Here is a 22120-nt window from a genome sequence, read left to right as displayed (position 1 = left end):
TCTACTCGCTTCTAGTTGCCGTCGGACGGGACGCGGACGATGACGACCTTGCCCTCGGAAGCGGCGCTGGCGAGGGCCGCGACCTCTTCCTGCGGGACGAGCAGGGTGATGTTCTGGTTGCCGGTGCTCACGGTGGCGTCGCTCTTGGAGATGACCTTGCTGACCTGGGCGTTGGCGACCAGGGGCGTGCCGCCGGTGGAGCCGCCGTTGCCGGACGAGCCCTTGCCGGTGGAGGTGCCGGAGAGGACGGGGTAGGCGGCGACGGTGTCGTGGGCCTTCAGGTCGGAGGGGTACTGGCCCTCCTTCAGGGAGAGGCCGACGGAGGCCTTGCCCGCGGGGAGTTCGGCCTTCTTGCCGAACATCTCGCCGACGACGACGGTGCCCTTGTAGAGGGTGCTCTTGGCCTTGAGGGCCTTGAGCGCGCCGATCTGCTCCTTCTTGACGAAGTGGGCGCCGCTGTCGTCGTTGACCATCACGGTCGTGTAGTTGCCGTTCTTGAGGGCCTCTCCTGCGGGCAGGTCGGCGGTGAGCTTGACGACCTCGATCCGGTCACCGGCGCGCAGCACGAGCACGGTGGCGCCGAGGGCGCCGACGAGGATGAGGAGGACGGCGAGTGCGGCGAGGGCCGGTTTGCGCTCGCGAGGCGGCGAGGGAAGTCGTTCACCGACGCCTGGCTGAACCGGCGCGGCAGAACGGTTGTTGCCCGCCCCCGTACGCTCCTGGATCTTCACGCAACTGCTCCCCGCACACCCAAGAAGATTCGGTCAATTTCGATCATTTGTGACACTTTCGCCCCTCTCGCCCTTCTCAGGCGGGGTATTCAGCCCCAGGGTCAGTGTCAAGCCATCGCACCGTATCAGCAGCACATAAGCCCCTCAAGGCGCGTTAAAGATCGCGAAGCTCACACCTCTCATCGTTATCCACGCGCAATCCGCACCCTCTGGTTCCGATGCCGTCCCCGGATCTCGCGGAGACGCAATCGTGTGCGCAAGCGAATAGGCATGCTTTGCACAACTGCCCGCGGGCAGACCGCTGATGGCTTCTTCCACACGGTCCCCACACGGACGGCACGAGGCCTCACCGGACGCGTGCCATGATCCGTCGGCCACAGGGTGGACGCCGGCGGGGGCCGGGCCGGTTCCCGTCCATACGCCTCACCTGCCCCACGCCTCACGAAGGGAATCGGCTCCCCCATGAGCACCCCCACCGAACGCCCGCCACTCCTCCCCATGACCCACGCAACTCTCGCCTCCGACCCGCGCCTTCTCGCGGCCGTACGGGAGACCGGCGCGCGGCACGGCTTCGACTACACCGACGACGCGGCGACGGCGGCCCTCCTGGCGGAACGCCGGAAGGTCTTGCGCCGGGTGGCCAACAGCACCCCGGGATGGCTCGGCGCGCTCCTCGTCGTCGCGGGTGTCTGCTGGCCGCTGTTCTCCCCCACGGTGCCCGCCCTGGCCGGCCGGCCACGGGCCGTGCTGTTCGGCCCTGCGGTTCCGCTCCTCGCCCTGGGGGCGTGGCTCTGGGTGGTCGTACGGCGGCGCTGGAAGCGGGAGTTGCTCCACCCGCTGCTCGCGGGATACCGCGAGGTGATCGGCCTCGCGCGGGCGCACGGGGTGCCGGTGACCCACGTACCGGACTGGCTGGTGGGCCGGTCGGAGAACGGCAGCGGGGAGGGGGTGGCGCCGATCCCGGCGTATGAGGCGTACGAGGGGGCGGGGCCGGTGGCGTACGCGCCGGGCGCGGGGCCGGTGCCGGCGCCGGTGCCGTACGCGCCGGGCGCGGAGGGTGCCCCACCCCTCCACGGACCGACCCCCGGCGTACCGGTCAAAACCGCCATGATCTCCGCATACGAGGCGCGGGCGGACGAGGGTGGCTGGCATGACGAGGCGGGCTGCCTGATGGTGTTCGCGGGGGTGATCGGTGTGGGGTGGGGTGCCACACAGGACGCTCCGGCCGGGTATCTGGCGGGCCTGCTGATCCTGCCGGCGATCGTCACGTGGGTGGCCGGTCACCGCCAAGGCAAGGAGAAGCGGAGGCTGCGCGAGGAAGCGGTCGCGTACGTACGGGCGCTCGCGGCGGCACAGGCGGCGGGAGCGCGCGTACCGGAACTCTCCCCCGTACTACAGAAGTTGCTCGCCGAAGAAACCGAGGACTCCACGGGGTGAACCAGCCCCGCGCAATTCCCCTCTCTCTTTCCGGCGCGAGGGGAACCGGGCGAGTTCGTTGAACCGCTGGGCAAATGCCGTACGGCTCGGCGGTGTTGACGCATCCTGGTCCGGACCTTTCGCGCCCAGGTATCCCTGAAGAACGAACCAGGCATCCCTGAAGAACGAACCGGATATTCCTGACGCACGAAAGAGAAACAACCCCCCATGAGTGCCAAGAGAATCCCCACCCGCGCCCGCAGGACCTCCGCGGCCGCGGCCCTCGGCGCGACGACCGCCGCGCTCGCGATGGTCGCCACCTCCGCGCCGGCCGCCCACGCGATCATCGGCGGCACCGCGGTGCCGAACGACGCCTACCCCTTCATGACGGCCGTCATGGAGAAGGGCCCGGGCAGCGCACGCGACCGCCAGTTCTGCGGCGCGAGCCTCGTCACGCCGGACACCGTCGTGACCGCGGCGCACTGCCTGGTCGACGACGCGGGCAAGCCCGTCAAGCCGAAGAGCCTCCAGGTCGCGGTCGGCCGCACCGTGCTCTCCGCCAGGCAGGGCCAGATACGCGACATCGCCAAGGGCGGCGTGGTCGTGCACCCGCGCTACCTCAAGGGCAAGGAGGCGTACGACGTCGCCTTCCTCAAGCTGGCGAAGCCCGTCCGCGGCATCGTCCCCGTCGCCCTCCCCACGCAGGGCACCGACGCGCTGATCCGCCCGGGCCAGAAGGCGACAGTCGCGGGCTGGGGCAACACCGACACGGAGATGACCCACACGCCGGACCGCCTGCGCGAGGTGAAGGTCCCGATCCTCTCCCACGCGGAGTGCCGCACGAGCTACAAGGAGTACGACGCGAAGGTCAACTTCTGCGCCGGCGTGGAGACGAAGGACTCCTGCCAGGGCGACAGCGGCGGCCCGATCTTCCGCAAGGTGCCGGGCCGCGAGGCCCCGATCCTGATCGGCGTCGTCTCGTACGGCGACGGCTGCGGGGCGCAGGGCGCACCAGGCGTCTACACGTCGCTGAGCTCGGCGGAGCTGTGGAAGACGCTGGACGAGTCGCCGGCAGGCAAGAAGGTCAAGCGGGCGATGAACCGCCGCTGACGGCAGGGTGATTCCGGGGGCGGCCCGGAGGCGTGAGGTCCCACACCTCCGGGCCGTCTTCCCGGGACGGACAATCGGTCCCGGGCCGCCCTCCCGGGACGGACAATCGGGTCCCGGGCCGCCCTCCCGGGACGGACAATCGGGTCCCGGGCCGCCCTCCCGGGGACGACGACCCGGTTCAGCGAATGCCCTCGATGAGTTTCTCCAGTGCCTCGTCACCCGTATCCGCGAGCAGCGTGACACTGTCCATGCCGATGTAGACCTTGCCGTCCGGCGCGATCCCCAGATAGCTGTTGCGGCGGTCGGCTTCACCGACGGGATACAGATACGCGCCCGCTTCCTCGCTGAGCACGTCGAAGATCTCGTCATCCCATTCGGCCGCGAGAGGGTCGAGCCGGAAGCCCATGCGAGCCATCGTCCGCCCCGGGCCCCGCTCCTCGCACGCCAGACCGCCGAACTCGGCGAGGAAGAGCCGTGCCGCCTCGTGGATCTCGAAACCGCCGTGTTCGCGCAGGACTCTCTCCCACCCGGCCGTGGGCACGGTTCGCCCGGGCTGCCAGCCGGCCGCCCGCAGGACGCGGTCGGACTCCGCGGACCAACGCCCGGGTGATTCATGCAGGTTCTTCGCCAACGACTGCTTCAGTGCTCCAGTGCTCCAGTGACCGTATGCGGAAGCGAAGTCACTGGCCGCCCTCCTCGAAGCGGAACGTGGAGGTCACCGCGTCGAAGATGTCGAAGAAGGAGTCCGCGAGGCCGAGGATCTGGCTGCTGCCCGAGACCAGGGCGACCTTGCCCTCCTGGCCCGGGACCGGGATGAAGGTCTGCATCAGGACGACGCGGATCGTGCGCTCGTCGCCGTCCACGGAGATGTCCTCGATGCCGTGGGTGCGGGCCGCGAGGCCGACGCCCGGGATGTCGACCGTGGTCACCTTCCGCCACGCGTCGCCCTCCCGCCTGGCCTCGCGCACGCCGAGCTGGGCGACGATGCGCTCCGGGTCGGTGGGGAGCACGTCGCCGTCCGGGGTGCGGGCGCCGACCAGGGAGACGGTGACCGAGCCGGTGACCGGCGTATCGCCGCCGAAGCTCTCCGCCATGCAGCCGCAGTACAGCGCGCCGGACTGCCAGGCGTCCTTCGCCGCCTTGCGCAGGAACGTCTCGAAGGTCTCCCGGTGCGGGGCCAGCTCCGGACGGGCGCGGACGCGGTCGTTGATCATCTGCCGGATGGCGGCGTCGCGCGACTCGGGCCGCACGTCGAACTCCCACCACGTCTCCGGCACCTTGATGCTGAATCCGCCGCGCGCGATGGTCTGCGGTGGTGTGTAGCGGGCCATGGCTGGCACTCTCCCCGTCCCGTTCCCGGTGCTTCTCCGGTCTCCCGGCCGCCCGGTCCCCGGGCCGCCCGCAAGCCTACGGGGCCTACTCCCCGGTGACTCCGTCGATCCGCTCCCTGAGCAGGTCGGCGTGGCCGTTGTGGCGGGCGTACTCCTCGATCATGTGCGTGAGGACGTAACGGAGCGAGTACGTCTCGTCGCGGAAGTCGACCGTGAAGTCGAGGGAGTCCAGGGCGTCCACGATGGCACGGGAACGGGCACACTCCGCGTGCCAGATCTCGAACGCCTCGTCAGGATCGGCGTCCGCCACGTCGAAGTCGGCGTGCTCACCGGGGACGCGCCCCTGCCAGTTGGCCTTGAGGGCCTCACGGTTCAGGACATTGCGGAACCAACTGCGCTCGACCTCGGCCAGATGCCGCACCAACCCGAGCAGCGACATCTCGGAGGGCGGCACGGCCCGCTCCTTGAGCTGATCGCCGGTGAGCCCGGCGCACTTCATGGCGAGGGTCTCGCGCTGGTACTGAAGAAACCCGGTAAGCGACGCCCGCTCGCCGGCGGCGGAGTGTGGGGGGTGAGTGCGGTGGGGGGTGGGGGGTTGAGGGTTGGTCTGAGGTTGGGAGTGGGGCTGGGGAGCACGGGAGTCTTTGTCGGGCATCGGGCCATGATGGCGAGTACGGGCGCGGATTCGCACGTAATTACGAGTGTGGCGTGGCGTCCATCCCCGCTGCACGTCCCCAGGGCCGACGACTTGGGTGGTGGCCCGGCGCGGTTTCGACCGTCAACCGGTGCACCGAGACCGGTCCGGCGACCGGGGCCAGCAGTAACCACCCCGCCCCCGCGGCTCACAGGCCTCACGAATATCGTGAATATCGTTGGCCAGGCCACGCATATCCGAGCACCACCGTGAGTGCCCGGGTATCGCGGGCGGGCCACCGGAACACCGCATGCGGCGCCGCGACCGCCCCGGCGGAGCGCCGGCCACCGAACTCCCCTGAGGAACTGGAACACGACATGAGCGACCTCCGGCTCGACGGCACTGTCTTCGAGGACCTCAAGAGAACGTTCTCCGGAGTCAGCGACCGCATGGACGCCGCCCGCCGGACCCTCAAGGGAACCGACGGTTCGGTCGTCGGTGCCGAGAAGCTCATCGAGGACGTCCACGAGTTCGCGGACGAGTGGGGATACGGCGTCAAGCAGCTCGGGAAGCACACCCAGGGCGCCGTCAAGATGATCAACAAGATCGACGAGGAGTTCAGCAAGCTGGACCAGGCACTGGCCGAGTCGCTCAAGTCGGCCCACGAGAAGGGCAAATGACGTGACGGGCAAGCGTCCTGCCTTTCCCCACATCGGCTGGGACCCGACCCCTGGTGACGTGGAGGACACACGCGACCTGGCGAAGAAACTCGGCGGCCTCGCGTCCGAGCTGGGGGCGGCGGCCCGCGACCTGGAGCGAATAGAGTGCGGCGCCTGGAAGGGCAAGGCCGCACTCGCCTTCTCCGAGTACATCGGTGAGGACGTCACCCCGCTCATCCGCAAGAGCCACGAGTCCTTCGACAAGGCCTCGCGCGCGCTGCACCGGTGGTCCCGGGAGCTGAAGGATTTCCAGGACGAGGCCGACCGGCTGGAGAAGCGGGCCGGCGAGAAGCTGGAAGCGCGGTCGGAGGCGAAGCTCGGCACCAAGGAAATGGGCAAGGCCTCGGGGGAGGTCACCACGGTCATCGCCGATGTCCATGCCCTGGAGGACCGCTACCGCAAGGCAGCCGGGGCGATCAGCAAGGAGCTCGACAAGGCGGGTGACATCGCACCGAACGAGCCCGGCTTCTGGGACAAGCTCGGCAAGTCCCTCGCGGACGCCTGGGACGCCACCGGCGAGTGGATCCATGACCACGCCGACGTGATCAAACTGGTCGGCGACCTGCTCAGCGACCTCAGCGGCGTGCTGGGCATGATCGCGATCATCGCCGCGCCCTTCGAGCCGATAGGCGCGATCTTCGCCACGGCCGCGGTACTGACCAGCGGACTGGCCCTCGCCACGCATCTCGTCGCCAAGGCGGCGGGGGCGGACGTGAGCTGGGTCTCCGTCGGATTCGACGCACTGGGGTCTCTGCCGGGCATCGGCGCCTTCAGCAAGGGTGTCAAGGTCGCGGACGGAGGCGTGGCGGCTGCCCGGGCGGCTCGGCTCGGCAAGGGCTTCAAGGGGGTGACCACGTTGGAGAGGAACATCGTCGGCGTGGGTGACAACGTCGCCGGCGCGGTGAGCCGGACCATCAAGGGCAGGAAGATCGGTCTCGGCGGCCTGAAGGCAGGGGGTCACATCTCGACCGAGGGCGGCCTCATGAACCGTATGAGCCTCGTCGCCGAACAGACCGTCCGCAACGGGCAATGGATCGGGACCCGCGGCATTCCGGGACTGAAGAACATCGACTCGATGAGCAACCTGGGGCGCGGCATCGACGCCGCGATCAAGATCGCGCCGAAGGCGTTCACCATTCCTGGCCACATCGGAGAGATGACCAGCCCCGGTGACCGCCTCCAGCAATCCGCGGCAGCGCACTGAGAGGGAACGAGAGCTGTGGACTGGTATCCGCTCCAGGACGAAGAACTGCTGCTGCGAGTCAATGCCTCCTTCGCCACCGGACGAGCACCGGCGGTCGCGGGACTCCGGTCTTTCCGCGACACCGGACGCCGGGACATCGAGGAACGGCTGATCGCCGGAGGGTGGCCGCCGGGCCCCGGATTCAGTCCTCGGGGAAAAGCGGACAGAGCGGGCGTGCGCCTGCTCGACGTGGTCCTGCTGGGTCTCCCCCGCCTGCTCAACATGGCGGCGAACGCCGCCGCTCCCAGCGGCGCCCCCTTCGGAGACCCTCAAGGCCCGGGAAAACCGCGGGAACCGGAGAACGAGGTGGACGACTTTCCCGTCATCTGGGCATCCCCGGGCACCGTCGCGCTCTCTCTGCCCTGGCAGCTGGACCCGGCGCGACAGCCCGAGGGATACCGCACCGAGCTCGTGCTGACCGACCGCCGACTGGTGATCCTCGGTGTCGAGTCAGGGGCCGGCCTGGCGCCCGCCCGGGAACTGTGGGAACTGCCGCGGACGCAGGTGGCCGACGCCGAGCGGATGCAGTTCTCCGAAAGGGCGTCCGACGTCAGGATCCGCTTCGTGGACGGCTCCTGGACGCGGCTGAAGACCGGTGACGCCGCCAGACTCACGGACCTGCTTCGCGACGAGCCCGAAAGGCGGAACCGATGAGCGACCTGGCTCAGTTGATCAGCGACCGGGCGGCACGGATCATCCCGCCCGTGGACTTCGTCGTGCCGGACGGGTTCCACGCCCTGCCGGTGGACGCGTCGGCCGAGGAACGATCCGCCGCGGCCCAGGAATTCGTACGTGAGCTCTATCCCGCTGGAGACGCCGAGCTCTGGGAATCCGCGGCTCCGTACTACGAGCACGTCACGGCGGCCATGGCCACGGCCGGACTCGCCTTCTCCGCACTGGGCATCTTCGGCCTGGAGGACGGCCCGGAGGGAGAAGGGGTCACCCATTGCTCTCTCACCGTGGCCTTCCTCCAGTCCGGTCACAGGGACACCGAGGTGGCCGCTCAGGGCACCCTGGCGACCCTGGCCAACGACCCCTTGAACGACGCACGCCGACTCGACCTGCCATGCGGCCCGGCGATCTCCTGCGTCACACTGCGCGAACTCCCCCTGGACGTACAGCAGGACCCGCCGCCCGACGAACAGCCCCGACTCGTCATCGGTCAGATACAGGTCTACGTTCCCTTCCCCACGGGCGCCTACATGGCGGTCTTCACACTCGACACCGCGTCGATGCGGTACTGGGGCCAGTTCTGCGACATGGTCACGGCCATCCTCCAGACAGTGGATTTCACGTCCGAGGAAACGGCGTAGCACGGCTGGGCCGCCTGCTCCTTCACCCCCTGGACGGCGCGCGGCCTGTCTCACCCGCCGGTCCGGCCCGGCGGAAGGTGGCGCACGGCGGCCAAGGTTTGAATCAGCTGTCCAAGCTGCGGCACGGCGCAAGAAAGCCGCCGCCGAGGTGCGCGATGCCGAGATGCCGAGATGCCCCAGACCAGCGCAGAGGAAAAGGCCGATGCGCTCGGAGACGCGGAGCTCGGCAAGCAGATCAAGGAGAGCCCATGACGGCCGAAACCTCGAGCCCCGAGGGCCGTGACCACCAGCGGGTCCGGCGTCTGCGACTTGGCGTGGTCGCCTTTCGAGTGATCTTTGTGCTGGGCCTGGCCCGCATGTTCGCGCCGTTCCTCACGGAAGATCTCACCGGGGAGGCATGGCTGCCGCCCGCAACCTGGGAATGGACCCTGTGTGCGCTCTCTCCGGTGATCCTGATCTGTCTGGCCCGGCGCCCCGAGGACTGGGCGAAGCTCGCCGACGAGCGCAGCATGATCAAGTGGGCGCTCGTGATCTACCTCTTCTACGCCTTGCTGGTCGCCATCGGCAAGGGGCATCTGTCGCTCTGGATCGCCGTGGTCGTCAGCCTCTCCGGTTTCGCCGGTATGGCGCATCTCAATCACAAGGAGGGCGCCGGTGAAGGCTGAAGACCTCCGGTCGACGCCCGGCCACGCCGCAGGACAGGGTCGGCCCGTACAAGCGCGAGTTGGCCCGTCGGTTCCGGTCCGCCGTCGCCCATGCTCAGAAAAGGAAGGCCCTGGACCTCTACCTGCCCGTCAGGCCCATGGGCGATTCCGTCCTCGGAGCGTCCATCCTTGTGACCGAATCCGTCGCCCCCGGACCCCGCGGTGAATGTCGCGGGCAGGCCGAACCGACCGAAGTGGCCGTTCAACTGCTCTCCCGGGACGAAGTGGAGGGTGCCGAGCTGAGCTCAGGCGAGAGCGACGGTGCGCTCGCCGTGCGCCGTGAACACGTCGCGGGAGCCTCGCCGGATAAGGGGGCGGAACTCCCTTCCCGCCGCGTGGAATACATGGTGTCCGTACCGGGCGATCCGGACCGGTGGCTGATTGCCGCGTTCTCCACGGTCGGCGGTGGGAGCCCTCGGGACGAACTGGCAGAGGCCCTCGTCGAGTGGTTCGACGCCGTGATGGCCAACTTCCGCTGGAGCCGCGAATGACCGCCGAGGCGAGGGAGTACTTCTGGAGCATCATCGACATCGGTGACGTCGATCCCGACCCTTGGGTCATCGTCCCGCCGAGGGCCGGCCTCAGTGCTCCGTTCGACTGTGGAACGACATCGGAGCCTGGTCCCGTGAGACTGCCGAGGAATTGTGGGAGGAGTACGGCCTCGAACCCGGGCCCGGTGGCGTCGACTTCGTCGCCGGCACGCTGGAGCGCACCGCCGAGGCGCTGGCCCCGCCCGGCTCGGACCACTGGCTCTTCCTCCACCTCGACCACCCGGCCGACGTGCCGCTCCCGGTCTGCGCGGCGATCGGCCCCGCCGCGGGGCCGCGCGACGAGACCCTCCGTGCCCTCACCGAGGCCGACGACGGGAACGCGGTCGAACCACCGGTCGTCAAGACGTTCAAGTCCGACAAGCTCGGCAAGGGCATGACCACCTTCCGCTACATCCCGCAGGAGGACTCCCCCCACCTGCTGGCCTGCGTGCGCTACGCGTGGCAGGTCGAGGAACACGGTGCGGACGTCGTCATCTGGGCCGCGTCGGAGGACATCGCCCACGTCATGCGTGCGGCGGAAGACCTGGACGCACTCGCGCGGGCGCTCGGGGTCTGGGCTCCGTGACCCCGGGACCGGCGTTCGCACCATGACCGACGAGGCGCTCGGCCGCTGGCCCGGGGGCTCGCGATCGAACTCGCGGTGGGGAGGGTCTTCCGGGCGCACGGGGACATCGACGTACTGCGCCTGCGCCGCGATCAGCCCGCCGCGCAGGAGGCCGTGATGCGCCTGCCCACCAGCCACTCCAACCTCTCGTCACAACACGATGACGGTCCTTGAAGATGCGGTGAGTTGCCCCGGTATTGCCCCTGGAGAACCAGCAGCCCCCTGGATAACGTCGGTTCGTTGGAGAGACCCCCTACGCCCCACCGGGAGCCGACCGTGAACCGCCGCACCATGCCCGTCACCGCCGCGCTCGCCGCGACCGCAGCCCTGCTGCTGACAGCCTGCGGCAGTGGGGACGACGACAAGTCCAAGGACCACGACAAGATCGCCGGAGCAGATCAGGGGGAGGCGAAGAAGTCGGAGTCGCCCAGCGAACCCGCCTCCGGCAAGGCCGAACGTCCGAAGATCACTCTGCCCAAGGACGACATCCTCGTCTTCGAGGGCGGCAAGACGGGTGATGCGAAGAAGGACGCGGTCCTGGCGGACAACGCCGAGCGCCACCGTGCCATCGACGCCGCCATCATCAAGGGCGACCCCTCCGCAGAGGCGGTCCAGTTCTATTCGGAGGGTGACGCCGCCGCGAGTGCCGTCTCGTGGATCAAGTCGGTGGTGGACGACGGCTACTCGGTCACAGGGACGGTCCGTTTCTACGACCGCAAGGTGAACTTCCGCGCCGACGGGACCGCTCGGCTCACGTACTGCAGCGACGAGAGCAAGTGGTTCGGCAAGGACCGCAAGACCAACAAGCCCGAAAAGACGCCGGTGACCAAGAAGTCCTACGTCTTCTACGACGCCAGCCTCAAGCAGGGTTCCAATGGCGTGTGGAAGACCACCGCCGTCTCTTCGAAGAGGGGAGCAAGCCAGTGCCAGCCGTGAGAGGGCGCCTGAAGGGTGCCGCACTCGTGTGCGCCGCCGTCGGGATAGCGGTCGTCCCCGGTCATGCCTACGCGGACGGACCCGGCGGAGGGTCCGAGGGCAATGTCGAGCAGTCGGGCGAAAAGAAGAACGAAGAGATCGCCTCTGTGGTCCGCTTCGATCTGTCCCGCAACGGCTCCGGCCCCTCCAGCGGCCCCATGACGGTCCAGTCGTCCGACTGGACTCCCCCGCCGTGCTGGTACGAGCCCAAGTACACGCCGGAGCAGCTCAAGGCCGATCACATGAAGACGAAGAACCTCCCGCACGCCAGCGGGCTCGGGGAGGCGGTGCAAGCCTTCGAGAAGCACTACGTCGACGGCCACCCGTACAAGAACTACAACATGGCCAAAAAGGGCAAGGGCATGTTCTGGGACCGAGCCGCGCTCCCCTACGAGGAGGGAGGCGACATCTTCGCCTGCAACAAGCCGCCCTTCTGGGTCGACAACGGCGAGCCCCCTCAGGTCGAGAACGCGATCACCCCCGAGATCCTCGCCGAACTCGCCTACGCGAAGATCAAGATCCCCGGCACCAAGGTCACTCTCGCCCCCGAGAACGTCACCAAGGTGAATCTCCACACCTGGGCCTGGCTCGACAAGGCGAAGTTCAAGCCCGTCTCCGTCACCGCGTCCCTCAACGCCGGCGGCCAGAACATCTCGGCCACCACGACGGCCACGCCCCAGTCGCTCAGGATCGAACCGGGCACGGACGCCGCGGAGGTCCATCCCGCCTCCGGCGACTGCACGATCAACGAGGACGGCAGCATCGGTTCTCCGTACGTCCGCGGCAATGCCAAGAAGACCCCGCCGTGCGGCGTGACATACCTCCGCTCGTCCGGCGACGGAACGTATGAACTCAAGGCGACGATCACGTGGAAGGTCCGCTGGATGGGCACCGGTGTTCCGGGCGGTGAACTGCCCGAGGGAACGTTCGGCACCACTCAGGACATCACCGTCGAGGAAGTACAGTCCATCAACCGCTGAGGTCACCCGACGGCCGACCTTGCCGTCGGGCCCTGCACGGGTGAGCAGGCCGGGCGAGCTCGGCCTGCTCACTGGGCGCGGCGCACCTCGGAGCCGGCATCAAACTGGAGCAGTGAGAAACGGTCGTGACGTGGCCTCAGGAGTCTCAGGTCACCCACCCGAGCGATCCCGCCATCGCGTCGCACAGTCTCTCCATGGGGCCCACCATTCCGGTGAGCGGCGACGCGAAGGACAGCACCAGGTAGCCGACTCCGCCCGGCATGTGGACGTGGATGTCCAGGCTGGTGGGGCCGTGGACGCGTACCGCCGGGCCCGCGGGGAGGTCCACCACCGTGATCTCGCGGCGGGGGCCCTCCTCCGGCTGCCTCAGTTCGAGCCATGCCGCGTACTCGTGGGGGTCGGCCGGGGTCTTGCCCAGCGGTATCAGCGACACCAGGAGCGAGGCGGGCATGCCACCGTCCCGCGAGGTCGTCAGGAGGTAGAACTCCATGGCACCGCGCGTACGACCGGTCTCCGCGGTGTTGCGCAGCGTGGACCAGACCTTGCGCGTGAGTTCCGCGGCGACGCCCCGCCCCTCCGCCTGGCGGTCCACGAAGGTCTTGAGCTGTCTCCGCCACCGGTCTTGTGTGAGGTCGATGCGGAACCAGTCCCGGGGGATCAGCAGTCGGTAGTCCCTGGGTGCCTCCGTACGGCTCGAAGGGCCGGGCTCGGCCGTCTCGGTCTGCGGTATGTCCGTCACCCCGGCATCACCACGGGAGCCTTCTCGTCGTCGAAGAAGCGCACGCTCTTCACGATGCCGGCGAACATGGCGGAGAAGGTGTCCCAGCCCTCGGGGGTCGGGGTTCCCATCTCCAGCACCACGGCGGTCCCGTTCTTCACGGGTATCTGGACCTGGATGAACGAGGTCGTGATGGGTTCGGGCTGTCCCGACTGGGTGAGCGCGCCGTCGACCATGGCCGTCCGGCTGCCGATACAGGTCACCGCCGGGCCGCACGGCAGCATGACCTCACCGACCTCGCCGATGTCCAGGTGCCGCATCGTGGTGGCGAGGAAGCCCACGGGGTTCTTCCCTGCCCGTTCGTCCAGGTCGGCCGTGCTGACGTTGACCGTGGCGGTGCAGCGCACCCCTTCGACCTCGGTCGTGACGAAGCCGGCGTACTGGATGCCCGCTTCGATGAAGTCGTCGTAGTTCAGCGCGCACATGACAGCCCATTGGGTCTGTACGTCCTCGTCGGCCCCGGGCAGCGACGTCGCGGCGAAGGCGAGCAGTTGGTCGGCGAGGTCGTCCAGGTCCTCGGCCTCGAAGGGCAGCTCCAGGAAACCCTCGGGCATGACCCAGCGGACCTCCAGGCCGTCGCTGCCCATGAGGCTGTGGTTCTCGTCGACTTCGACAATGTCAGTGGCCATCCGGACCTTCATTCTCGGAGTGCCCGTGTTCGTCCACCTCGGGATGGAACGTCGCCGCGAAGGGATACGGGCCGTAATGCGGATAGTGGGCCGGGACTTCGGCACCGCCCCGGCGGGCCAGGTGCGCGATTTCCCGGTAACGGTGCGCTCGGGCCCGCACGTTCTGGCGGACCGGGTCACCCCAGTGCGCGAGGGCGCTGCGTACGAAGAGGAACAGTTGGGCAGCGAGGACGGCACCCGCGACCGCAAGGTAGACCGTGCGGGCGGGGGAGGACTCCCAGTACCGGGCGACGCCGCCCCAGTAGATGACCGCCCCGAAGCCGACGACGGCGAGTGGCATTCCGTGCACGAGGCCGGCCTTGAACAGGGCCTCCTCGTCCTCGTGCCGTGCGCGCAGCATCGTCAGCACCGCCCGGTCGTCCAGGAAGTCGAACCGGAGTTCTTCCCCGGCGGTCCGGGCGGCACGTCTCGCCTCGGGTACGGAGGCGATCACGTCCGCACCGACCAGGGTCACGACGTCTCCGCCTCGTCGCCCGATGAACTGCCGGTCGCCGAGTCCCCTGTGCTGCTCGTCCTCCATGGGGCGCTCCTCGGCCGTCAGGCTGCCAGGGCCGCGTTGAACGGCTTGGGCGAGGGGCGGGGCGACGGGCTTGGGGTGGGCATGGGTGCCGGCTTCTTGGCCGGCTCCTGGTAGCCGGTCTTCTCACCGTTCTCGCCGTGGAACATCCTGTTCAGGGCGCTCGCCAGACCGGCTCCCTTGATGGCGGCGGTGACCTTCTTGCCGTCCAGGAGATCCTTGCGCGCCGTGCGTCCGAGGATCTTGTTGGCCGTCTTGACCGCGACGCCGTTCAGGAAGTTGTGTCCGACACCGTCCAGGGCGCGCAGACCGCCGAAGCGCACGGCCTTCAGCTTCGACAACCCCTTGAGCCCCTTGACCAGCTTGAATCCCTTCAGGGCACCGAGCCCGGGGAGCACGCCCAGCAGATCGCTTCCCAGCTTCATGAAGTCGAGTTTCCCGCCGCGCGCCACCATGTCGTACGCATGGCCGGCGAGGGCTGCGGCACTGGTGATCACGGCGAGCGTCGCGAAGATCGGCACGAGGAACTGGAGCGGCGGGACAAACGCGCATATCACCGCGAGCACGGACAGTACGGCTGATATGTTCGAGAGAGCATCGGCCCAGTCCGCGAGGAAGTTCATGAAACCGCCGGGATCGCGTACGTCGTCATGGTGCACGACGTTCTTGATGTGCTTGGCGGCCTTGTCCCCCGCGTCGTCGTAGATCTCCCTCGCGTCCTTCACCAGTTTCCGCGCACCGCCGATACGGCGCAGGGATTCCGCCTTCTTCTCGACCCAGCGGTCGTACTCCTCCTTGTCCTTCGCGGGAATGTTGTTCATGGGGTACTTGTCGGTGAACTTCTTCACCTCACGCTCGGCGACATCGTGGTCGGCCTTGGCGTCGCGATAGTCGCTCAGCGCCTTGTCGGCCTTCCGCTGCGCCCTGCGCATCTCGCTGGCGAACTCATCCGAACTTCCCTCGCGCACCTGCTCGCCGATGGCCTTGGCCGCCTCGTCGTAGCGCTCGTACGACTTCTTGAGCTTGTCCGCGGTGCCGCCCGCCATCTCGTGGAAGCCCCGCCCGGCCTCGCTGTCCCAGCCCTCCACCGAGGCGAGGGCCTTGATGACCCGGGACTGCTCATCGATCATGTCGGCCATCTTGCGCAACTTGCGACCGAGTTCGGCCACTTCCTCCGGGTCGCCCGGCGTCGGGTCGTCATGCCACAGCGGGGGCCAGTCGCTGTCCGTCCTGCTCATTTCTTCCCCTTGCTCTGCGCCTTGGCTTCCCTGATCGCCTTGGCCAACTCATGATCGATCTCGTCGTACGTCTTGGCGGCGGTCGACGTGAACTCGGCCAGCTTCTCGAGCTCCTTCATGAGCTTCTTCCTGGTCTTCTTCCAGGTGTCCCCGAATTCCGAGAACGCGTCCTTCAGGCCGCCGTGCCCGACCGCCTGCCCGTACTCGTCGGCAGGATTTCCGTTGCGTTCGAACTCATCGTGAATCTTGCCCAGGTCCCGCGAACACTTCTTGATGGCGGCGAGATCCGCTTTTATGTGGTCCCCCACGAGGACCACCCCCCTTCTGACTGCTTTCGGCAAAGCGCCCGACAGAATCGGCCGCGCCGTCCGAATACCTCTTCTCGGCTGCCACCCGGCACCCGATACGCTCACGACTGCAGCAAGCCTGTTCCGTTCCGACGAGGAGGGTCTTGACGTGACATCCAGGGGCGACCAACGCGTGATCACCGAGCGGCTCGGTGTCCGGGCCGAGGCGGCGGGCTGGTGCACCATCGACAAGATCCCGCCCCCGCCGGCCGAGGTCCTGCGGGCCGCCGGCGAACCGCAGTTGCGGCCCGCGACCATGCCCCCGCTCGCCATGCTCGGCACGGCACTGGCCGTACCGCTCATGCCGATCGTCGCGCTGCTCTCCCTGCTGGACCGGCTGCGCGAGCTGACCGAGAGCACCGGCGGCGACAACCGCAGGGCGCGCGAGGACGAGCAGCGGTGCAAGCTGCTCGTCGCCGAGCAGGGGCTCGACCGCGTCTTCGACGGCAACTGGAGTGGAGAAGCCGGACAGTTCCTGCTGCACTGGTACAGCCACTCCCCTCACCATCAGCGCCTCGTCGTCGCGACCGAGACCGAGATCGTCCTCGCGGCCCCGCCGCGGCGCGTCTCCACAGGACGGGAGAAGCGCATGGAGGTCGTCGCGCGCCTGCCCCTTGAGCAGGCCACCCTTGTCGACCCGTTCCACGGCGAGTTCCGGACGCAGTTGCTGCTGTTGAAGTTCCGTGACGGATCCTGGATACGCCTCACGACCGAGGAGTTCCGCAGTGAACTCCACATGTACGCGATTCGTCAGCCCTCGGACGGCAACTGACCTGCATCGAAACGAGGTTGGCCCTCGTGGGCCACCTCATCGACGGTGCATGCCCGACGGCCGTCGGGCGGGGGTGGCGGAGGTTTATCTCCGGCACTCCCCACTCCGCCGGCATCGCGCAGCTTCGGTTACTTGCGCGCGGCCTTGCCCAGTTCGTCGTCGATCTGCTCGAACTTGTCGGCGGCGTTGGTCAGGTAGTCGCCCATGCCGTCGAGGCCGTCCAGGGTGTCCTTCGCGCCCTTGACGAACTCGTCGAAGTTCTCGTCGAACGCCTTCGACGAGCTCTTCGTGACGTAGCCCGTCTCGACGAGGTTCGCGATGTACTTCCGCAGGCCGTCGAGCTTCTCCTTGAGCTTGTCCTTCTCCTTGACCACGTGCTTGGCCGCGTCTCGCATGTCCTGATATGTGACATCAAGGTCCTTGGCCATGAGGCTCTCTCCTATTCAACTGGCCGCAGGGCCAACCCCCGTGGCTCCCGTTACGCGGATGGTGCGATCTTCCGCTCTTGCGCCAGCAGCTTACGGGTGGGGCGGATGTGATCACAGTCCGGTTGAGTCACAGCTCTGCTATGAGCGACTGCGAAGCGGCGCGTGCGGTTTCGCGAAGCGGCGCGTGCGGTTTCGCGGTGCGGGCGGGTGCGGGACGGTACGGGCCGTTGCCGGTGGGAAGGGGGGAGCGGATATCGTCAGGCGCATTGTTCAGCTCCGGGGAGGACGATCGTGCGCCTGACTCTGACCGTCGTCGATCCGTTCGGCGGGGGCTCCGCCGACGTGGTTCTCGACGCCGATCCCGAGTCCACCGTGCGGGACATCGCGGTGGAACTGGCCCGGCAGGTCGGCCACAGCGGGGCGCAGATCATCCCCATCGGACAGGGGCAGCACGCCCCGGGCGGCGGCGCCCCGGTGATCTACGTGGACGGCTACGCCGTCGATCCCGCCGCCACCGTCGTCACCTCGCCACTGCGCGAGGGCGTCGTCGTCAGCCTCGACGACCCGGCCGGCTGTCTGCCGGGCGAGCCCTCCGGTCTGGTCGAGCTGCGCGTCGCGGGCGGTACCGCGGCCGGCTCCGTGCACCGGCTCGGGGTCGGGCGGTACGACATCGGCAGCGGGCCCGCCTCGTACATACGTATCGACGATCCGGAGATGCCGGCCCGCGCCCTGACGTTGTCAGTTGCAACGGACGGCACCTGCCGGGCCACCCTGCACGGGGACGAGAAGGACAAGGCGGGGGTGACCCTCGACGGCGCACCCTTCGGCGAGGAGAAGGAGGAGCCCGAGCCCCTTCCCGCGGTGCCGCCCGAGGGAGAGACCAAGAAGGCGAGGAAGGCCCGCGAGAAGCGGGAGAAGCAGGAGCGGAGCGAGCGCAAGGAGAGGGCCAGGGCGGCTCGGGCCAAGGGGCGGCTCGATACCGTCGACTGGCCGCTCGGCGCGCAGATCGCCCTCGGCAACACCCTCCTCGAACTCGTCCGTTACACGCCCCCGAACGCCGCGCTCAAGTGGTCCGAGGACGGCGCGGGCCTCGACTACAACCGGCCGCCGCGGCTGCGCCCGCCCGAGCGGCAGACCACCTTCCGGCTGCCCACCCCGCCGCGGGAGTTCGAGGCGCGGCCGCTGCCGTGGTTGATGGCGCTGTTCCCGCTGGTCGGTGCCGTCGTGGCGGCGATGATCTTCGGGCGCTGGTACTACCTGATCATGGCGGGGCTCAGCCCGATCATGCTCTTCGGCAACTACTTCATGGACAAGAAGCACGGGCGCAAGTCCCATGCGAAGCAGATCAAGGAGTACAAGGAGACCAAGGCGCGGATCGAGAAGGACGCCCGGGACGCGCTGATCGCCGAGCGGCTCGACCGGCGCAACGCCGTCCCCGACCCCGCCGCCGTCCTCGCCCTCGGCACCGGCCCCCGCACCCGGCTCTGGGAGCGGCGCCGCACCGACGCCGATCACCTGCTCCTGCGCTTCGGCACCGGGCAGCTCCCCTCCGAGGTTGTGCTCGACGACCCGGAGATGGACGACCACCGGCGGCAGGTGACGTGGAAGATCGAGGACGCCCCGGTCGCGCTGCCGTTGAAGGGGCTCGGGGTCATCGGCATCGCCGGGCCCGGCGATTCGGCCGCCGCCCTCGGCCGCTGGGCCGTCGCGCAGACCGCGACGCTGCACAGCCCGATGGACGTGCAGTTCTACGTGCTGACCGAGAACACCGCCAAGGAGAACTGGGACTGGGTGCGGTGGCTGCCGCACGCCCGGCCCTCGGGCGGCCAGGACGTCAACGTCCTCATCGGCACGGACGCCGAGACCGTCGGCGCCCGCATCGGCGAGCTGACCCAGATCCTCGACGCCCGCGCCAAGGCCATGGAGGAGAACAAGAGCCAGGGCGCCAATTTCTCCGATCCGGACATCGTCGTGGTCTGGGACGGCTCGCGGCGGCTGCGGTCGCTGCCGGGCGTCGTACGGCTGCTCCGCGAGGGCCCGGCCGTGCACATGTACGCCCTCTGCCTCGACACCGAGGAGCGGTTCCTGCCCGGCGAGTGCCAGGCCTTCGTGGTCGCCGAGCCGAAGCCGGACCCCGACGCGTACGCGGCCGGGTCGGCACCCCTCGGCGTACCGCACGCGCCCGCCCCGCCGCAGCAGGCCCCCGGCGGCTTCCCCTCCTTCCAGGCCTGGCACACCACCGCGCCCGACACCCACCGCGCGAGCGCCCCACGGGAGCTGCGGCTGCGCGTGGAGATGACGGGCGCGGAGCGGCTGCGCGACGTACGGCCCGACTTCGTGACCCCCGCCTGGTGCCTGCGCCTGGCGCGGGCGGTGTCGCCGCTGCGCGACATCAGCGGGGAGACCGAGGACTCGGCGCTGCCCGCCTCCAGCCGGCTCCTCGACGTACTGCAGCTGGAGCCGCCGACGTCCGGCGCGATCACCGCGCGCTGGCAGGCGGGCGGGCAGTCGACGATGGCCGTCATCGGTGAGTCGTACGACGGGCCGTTCGGCATCGACATGCGCAAGGACGGCCCGCACGGTCTGATCGCGGGTACGACCGGTTCCGGTAAGTCGGAGCTGCTGCAGACGATCGTGGCCGCGCTCGCCGTGGCCAATACGCCGGAGAACATGACCTTCGTCCTCGTCGACTACAAGGGCGGCTCCGCGTTCAAGGACTGCGTGAAGCTGCCGCACACCGTCGGCATGGTCACCGACCTCGACGCGCACCTCGTCGAGCGCGCCCTTGAGTCGCTCGGCGCCGAGCTGAAGCGGCGCGAGCACATCCTCGCCGACGCCGACGCCAAGGACATCGAGGACTACCAGGACCTGGTGCGGCGCGATCCCTCGCACCCGCCGGTGCCCCGACTCCTCATCGTCATCGACGAGTTCGCCTCCATGGTGCGCGACCTGCCCGACTTCGTGACGGGGCTCGTGAACATCGCGCAGCGCGGCCGTTCGCTCGGCATCCACCTGCTGCTCGCCACGCAGCGGCCGAGCGGTGTCGTCTCCCCCGAGATCCGCGCCAACACCAACCTCCGCATCGCGCTGCGCGTCACCGACGGCGGCGAGTCCAGCGACGTCATCGACTCCCCCGAGGCCGGGCACATCTCCAAGAACACCCCGGGTCGCGCGTACGTGCGTCTCGGGCACGCCTCCCTCGTGCCGTTCCAGTCGGGCCGGGTCGGTGGCCGCAGGCCGGGCGCCGCGGACCCGACCGTGCTCGCGCCCTGGGTGGACGCCCTGGACTGGTCGGCGCTCGGCCGCGCCTCGCTGGTGAAGCCGAAGGCCGAGGCCCGCGAGGAGGAGGAGATCACCGACCTGAAGGTCCTGGTCGACGAGATCATCGAGGCCAACCGGGTCATGGGGATCCCCGCCCAGCACAGCCCGTGGCTGCCCGCGCTCGGCGAGACCGTCCTGCTCGACGAGATCCCGGCACCGGCGCCGCGCACCACGCCCGGTTCGCTCGCGCCGGCCGCGTTCGGCGTCGAGGACCTCCCGGCCGACCAGGCGCGCCGCCCGGTCGTCGTGGACTTCGCGACCTTCGGCCACCTGATGATCGGCGGCGCGCCGCGCTCCGGCCGCTCGCAGGTCCTGCGGACCATCGCGGGCTCCCTGGCGCGCACGCACTCCTGCGCCGACGTCCATCTGTACGGCATCGACTGCGGCAACGGCGCGCTGAACGCGCTGACCCGGCTGCCGCACTGCGGCGCCGTCGTCGGCCGCAACCAGACCGAGCGCGTGGTGCGCCTCATCAACCGCCTCAAGTCCGAACTCACGCGCCGCCAGGACCTGCTCGCCGACAAGGGGTACGCGGACATCGGCGAGCAGCGGGCCGACGCGGCCGAGGACGAGCGGCTGCCGCACGTCGTCGTGCTGCTCGACCGCTGGGAGGGCTGGCTGCCCACGCTCGGCGAGGTCGACCACGGCTCCCTGACGGACGAGGTCACCACGATCATGCGGGAGGGCGCGAGCGTCGGCATCCACATGGTCATGACGGGTGACCGGCAGATCCTGGTGGGCCGCATCTCCTCCCTCACCGAGGACAAGTACGGCCTGCGCCTCGCGGACCGCTCCGACTTCTCGATGCTCGGCATCCCGGCCCGCAAGGTCCCCGAGGAGATCGCGCCGGGCCGCGCCTTCAGGAACGAGAGCGGCACGGAGACCCAGTTCGCGCTGCTCTCCGAGGACTCCACGGGTCAGGGGCAGGCGGCGGCCATCGCGGCGATCGGCGAGCGGGCGGCGGCGCGCGACGCCGATGTGCCGCGCCACCGGCGCCCGTTCCGCGTCGACACCCTGCCGAGCCGCATCACGTTCGACGAGGCGTGGGAGCTGCGCGACCCGGACGCCTCGCGCTCCAAGCTGTGGGCGCTGGTCGGCATCGGCGGCGACGAGGTCATGGGGTACGGGCCCGACCTGGCGCAGGGCGTGCCGGCGTTCGTCATCGCGGGCCCCGCGAAGTCGGGTCGCTCGACGGTCCTGATGAACATGGCGCGTTCCTTCCGCGCGCAGGGCGTACGGCTGATCGTCGCCGCCCCGCGCCAGTCGCCGCTGCGCGAACTGGAGGGCGCCGAGGGTGTGTTGAAGGTGTTCACCGGTGACGACATCGACGAGGACGAGTTCGAGGAGCTCCTCGACGAGGCGGACGCGTCCCGGGAGGACCCGGTGGTGGTGCTCATCGACGACGCCGAGATGCTGGAGGACGCCGACGCGGCGAGCCAGTTCAAGCGGATCATCCAGCGCGGTGCCGACGAGGGGCTCGCGCTGGTCCTCGCCGGTGACGAGGAGGACGTCTGCAGCGGCTTCTCGGGCTGGCAGGTCGACGCGAAGAAGGGCCGCCGCGGCATTCTGCTCTCGCCGCAGGACAGCTCCAGCGGCGATCTGATCGGGCTCCGGATCTCGCGCAGCGTGGTGGGCGGTCCGGTGGCACCGGGCAAGGGCATGCTGCACCTCGGCAACGGTGAACTCGCCACGCTGACGACCCCGTTGTAGGGCCGAAGC

Annotated in this window: 23 protein-coding genes; 13 read left to right on the top strand and 10 right to left on the bottom strand. The window is 69.1% G+C overall.

All coding sequences use genetic code 11. The features are described from left to right. Positions 1 to 11 precede the first annotated feature (11 nt). Positions 12 to 731 (bottom strand): hypothetical protein, encoded by a 720-nt coding sequence (locus ACZ7DY_RS05550; RefSeq protein WP_471130500.1) that lies wholly within the window; start codon positions 729 to 731, stop codon positions 12 to 14. Positions 732 to 1229: 498 nt separating this feature from the next. Here ACZ7DY_RS05550 and ACZ7DY_RS05545 point away from each other — a divergent pair, with 498 nt between their 5' ends. Together ACZ7DY_RS05545 and ACZ7DY_RS05540 are read left to right on the top strand one after the other, a co-directional pair. Next, on the top strand, positions 1230 to 2168 hold the full coding sequence (locus tag ACZ7DY_RS05545; protein ID WP_471130498.1) for a hypothetical protein: 939 nt from the start codon (positions 1230 to 1232) through the stop codon (positions 2166 to 2168). A 207-nt stretch (positions 2169 to 2375) separates the two neighbouring features. Continuing rightward, positions 2376 to 3257, top strand: a complete 882-nt coding sequence (locus tag ACZ7DY_RS05540) for a S1 family peptidase (RefSeq protein WP_471130496.1) — start codon at positions 2376 to 2378, stop codon at positions 3255 to 3257. Between the two features lie 178 nt (positions 3258 to 3435). On the opposite strand, the gene ACZ7DY_RS05535 is transcribed toward ACZ7DY_RS05540, so the two are convergent. The 3 genes from ACZ7DY_RS05535 to ACZ7DY_RS05525 form a co-directional block, all read right to left on the bottom strand. Beyond that, positions 3436 to 3888, bottom strand: coding sequence for an SUKH-3 domain-containing protein (locus ACZ7DY_RS05535; protein WP_471130493.1), 453 nt, complete (start codon positions 3886 to 3888; stop codon positions 3436 to 3438). Between the two features lie 49 nt (positions 3889 to 3937). After that, the gene (locus tag ACZ7DY_RS05530) at positions 3938 to 4588 is read right to left on the bottom strand and encodes a hypothetical protein (RefSeq protein ID WP_471130491.1); all 651 of its coding nucleotides are present in this window, start codon (positions 4586 to 4588) and stop codon (positions 3938 to 3940) included. A gap of 85 nt (positions 4589 to 4673) precedes the next feature. Then, the gene (locus ACZ7DY_RS05525) at positions 4674 to 5243 is read right to left on the bottom strand and encodes a DinB family protein (protein WP_471130488.1); all 570 of its coding nucleotides are present in this window, start codon (positions 5241 to 5243) and stop codon (positions 4674 to 4676) included. A 356-nt stretch (positions 5244 to 5599) separates the two neighbouring features. Between ACZ7DY_RS05525 and ACZ7DY_RS05520 the strand changes: the two genes are divergently transcribed. The 9 genes from ACZ7DY_RS05520 to ACZ7DY_RS05480 all read left to right on the top strand — a co-directional run bounded on the left by ACZ7DY_RS05520 (position 5600) and on the right by ACZ7DY_RS05480 (position 12311). Continuing rightward, a complete protein-coding gene (locus tag ACZ7DY_RS05520; protein WP_471130487.1) occupies positions 5600 to 5902 on the top strand; it encodes a hypothetical protein in 303 nt (100 codons plus the stop codon). Positions 5903 to 5960: 58 nt separating this feature from the next. After that, the gene (locus ACZ7DY_RS05515; RefSeq protein ID WP_471130485.1) at positions 5961 to 7145 is read left to right on the top strand and encodes an enoyl-CoA hydratase/isomerase family protein; all 1185 of its coding nucleotides are present in this window, start codon (positions 5961 to 5963) and stop codon (positions 7143 to 7145) included. A gap of 15 nt (positions 7146 to 7160) precedes the next feature. Then, complete coding sequence (locus ACZ7DY_RS05510; RefSeq protein ID WP_471130482.1) at positions 7161 to 7838, top strand: hypothetical protein; 678 nt, start codon at positions 7161 to 7163, stop codon at positions 7836 to 7838. Next, the gene (locus ACZ7DY_RS05505; protein WP_471130480.1) at positions 7835 to 8497 is read left to right on the top strand and encodes a hypothetical protein; all 663 of its coding nucleotides are present in this window, start codon (positions 7835 to 7837) and stop codon (positions 8495 to 8497) included. The genes ACZ7DY_RS05510 and ACZ7DY_RS05505 overlap by 4 nt, the downstream gene beginning before the upstream one ends. Before the next feature lie 248 nt (positions 8498 to 8745). Next, positions 8746 to 9162, top strand: coding sequence for a hypothetical protein (locus ACZ7DY_RS05500; protein ID WP_471130477.1), 417 nt, complete (start codon positions 8746 to 8748; stop codon positions 9160 to 9162). Between the two features lie 170 nt (positions 9163 to 9332). After that, positions 9333 to 9692, top strand: coding sequence for a hypothetical protein (locus ACZ7DY_RS05495; protein ID WP_471130474.1), 360 nt, complete (start codon positions 9333 to 9335; stop codon positions 9690 to 9692). A gap of 151 nt (positions 9693 to 9843) precedes the next feature. Continuing rightward, on the top strand, positions 9844 to 10317 hold the full coding sequence (locus ACZ7DY_RS05490) for a hypothetical protein (RefSeq protein WP_471130473.1): 474 nt from the start codon (positions 9844 to 9846) through the stop codon (positions 10315 to 10317). Between the two features lie 315 nt (positions 10318 to 10632). Further along, a complete protein-coding gene (locus ACZ7DY_RS05485; RefSeq protein WP_471130471.1) occupies positions 10633 to 11292 on the top strand; it encodes a hypothetical protein in 660 nt (219 codons plus the stop codon). Continuing rightward, on the top strand, positions 11280 to 12311 hold the full coding sequence (locus ACZ7DY_RS05480) for a hypothetical protein (RefSeq protein ID WP_471130470.1): 1032 nt from the start codon (positions 11280 to 11282) through the stop codon (positions 12309 to 12311). The genes ACZ7DY_RS05485 and ACZ7DY_RS05480 overlap by 13 nt, the downstream gene beginning before the upstream one ends. Positions 12312 to 12456: 145 nt before the next feature. Here the strand turns inward: ACZ7DY_RS05480 and ACZ7DY_RS05475 are convergent, their stop codons facing one another. The 5 genes from ACZ7DY_RS05475 to ACZ7DY_RS05455 are packed head-to-tail and all read right to left on the bottom strand — an operon-like array spanning position 12457 to position 15841. Continuing rightward, the gene (locus ACZ7DY_RS05475; protein ID WP_471130469.1) at positions 12457 to 13050 is read right to left on the bottom strand and encodes a hypothetical protein; all 594 of its coding nucleotides are present in this window, start codon (positions 13048 to 13050) and stop codon (positions 12457 to 12459) included. Continuing rightward, positions 13047 to 13718, bottom strand: coding sequence for a hypothetical protein (locus ACZ7DY_RS05470; RefSeq protein WP_471130467.1), 672 nt, complete (start codon positions 13716 to 13718; stop codon positions 13047 to 13049). The genes ACZ7DY_RS05475 and ACZ7DY_RS05470 overlap by 4 nt, the downstream gene beginning before the upstream one ends. Then, positions 13708 to 14298, bottom strand: a complete 591-nt coding sequence (locus ACZ7DY_RS05465) for a hypothetical protein (protein ID WP_471130464.1) — start codon at positions 14296 to 14298, stop codon at positions 13708 to 13710. Before ACZ7DY_RS05465 ends, ACZ7DY_RS05470 begins: the two co-directional genes overlap by 11 nt. 17 nt (positions 14299 to 14315) lie before the next feature. Then, a complete protein-coding gene (locus ACZ7DY_RS05460; RefSeq protein WP_471130461.1) occupies positions 14316 to 15533 on the bottom strand; it encodes a putative T7SS-secreted protein in 1218 nt (405 codons plus the stop codon). Beyond that, a complete protein-coding gene (locus tag ACZ7DY_RS05455) occupies positions 15530 to 15841 on the bottom strand; it encodes a WXG100 family type VII secretion target (protein WP_471130458.1) in 312 nt (103 codons plus the stop codon). The genes ACZ7DY_RS05460 and ACZ7DY_RS05455 overlap by 4 nt, the downstream gene beginning before the upstream one ends. Positions 15842 to 15989: 148 nt before the next feature. On the opposite strand from ACZ7DY_RS05455, the gene ACZ7DY_RS05450 reads away from it, so the two are divergent. Continuing rightward, positions 15990 to 16652, top strand: a complete 663-nt coding sequence (locus ACZ7DY_RS05450) for a hypothetical protein (RefSeq protein WP_471130456.1) — start codon at positions 15990 to 15992, stop codon at positions 16650 to 16652. Positions 16653 to 16780: 128 nt separating this feature from the next. On the opposite strand, the gene ACZ7DY_RS05445 is transcribed toward ACZ7DY_RS05450, so the two are convergent. After that, positions 16781 to 17080, bottom strand: a complete 300-nt coding sequence (locus ACZ7DY_RS05445; RefSeq protein ID WP_471130453.1) for a WXG100 family type VII secretion target — start codon at positions 17078 to 17080, stop codon at positions 16781 to 16783. A gap of 291 nt (positions 17081 to 17371) precedes the next feature. On the opposite strand from ACZ7DY_RS05445, the gene ACZ7DY_RS05440 reads away from it, so the two are divergent. Continuing rightward, positions 17372 to 22111 (top strand): FtsK/SpoIIIE domain-containing protein, encoded by a 4740-nt coding sequence (locus ACZ7DY_RS05440; RefSeq protein ID WP_471130450.1) that lies wholly within the window; start codon positions 17372 to 17374, stop codon positions 22109 to 22111. The last annotated feature ends 9 nt before the right edge of the window (positions 22112 to 22120 follow it).

This window comes from Streptomyces sp. NPDC037013 (genome assembly GCF_055607265.1).
The sequence above is the reverse complement of the archived record's forward strand: the minus strand, read 5'-3'. Positions and strand labels throughout refer to the sequence as shown.

Coding starts and splice junctions, on each gene's coding strand:
- ACZ7DY_RS05540 (WP_471130496.1), top strand. CDS start 2,376: ATGAGTGCCAAGAGAATCCCCACCCGCGCCCGCAGGACCTCCGCGGCC.
- ACZ7DY_RS05500 (WP_471130477.1), top strand. CDS start 8,746: ATGACGGCCGAAACCTCGAGCCCCGAGGGCCGTGACCACCAGCGGGTC.
- ACZ7DY_RS05520 (WP_471130487.1), top strand. CDS start 5,600: ATGAGCGACCTCCGGCTCGACGGCACTGTCTTCGAGGACCTCAAGAGA.
- ACZ7DY_RS05505 (WP_471130480.1), top strand. CDS start 7,835: ATGAGCGACCTGGCTCAGTTGATCAGCGACCGGGCGGCACGGATCATC.
- ACZ7DY_RS05525 (WP_471130488.1), bottom strand. CDS start 5,243: ATGCCCGACAAAGACTCCCGTGCTCCCCAGCCCCACTCCCAACCTCAG.
- ACZ7DY_RS05530 (WP_471130491.1), bottom strand. CDS start 4,588: ATGGCCCGCTACACACCACCGCAGACCATCGCGCGCGGCGGATTCAGC.
- ACZ7DY_RS05465 (WP_471130464.1), bottom strand. CDS start 14,298: ATGGAGGACGAGCAGCACAGGGGACTCGGCGACCGGCAGTTCATCGGG.
- ACZ7DY_RS05470 (WP_471130467.1), bottom strand. CDS start 13,718: ATGGCCACTGACATTGTCGAAGTCGACGAGAACCACAGCCTCATGGGC.
- ACZ7DY_RS05445 (WP_471130453.1), bottom strand. CDS start 17,080: ATGGCCAAGGACCTTGATGTCACATATCAGGACATGCGAGACGCGGCC.
- ACZ7DY_RS05545 (WP_471130498.1), top strand. CDS start 1,230: ATGACCCACGCAACTCTCGCCTCCGACCCGCGCCTTCTCGCGGCCGTA.
- ACZ7DY_RS05460 (WP_471130461.1), bottom strand. CDS start 15,533: ATGAGCAGGACGGACAGCGACTGGCCCCCGCTGTGGCATGACGACCCG.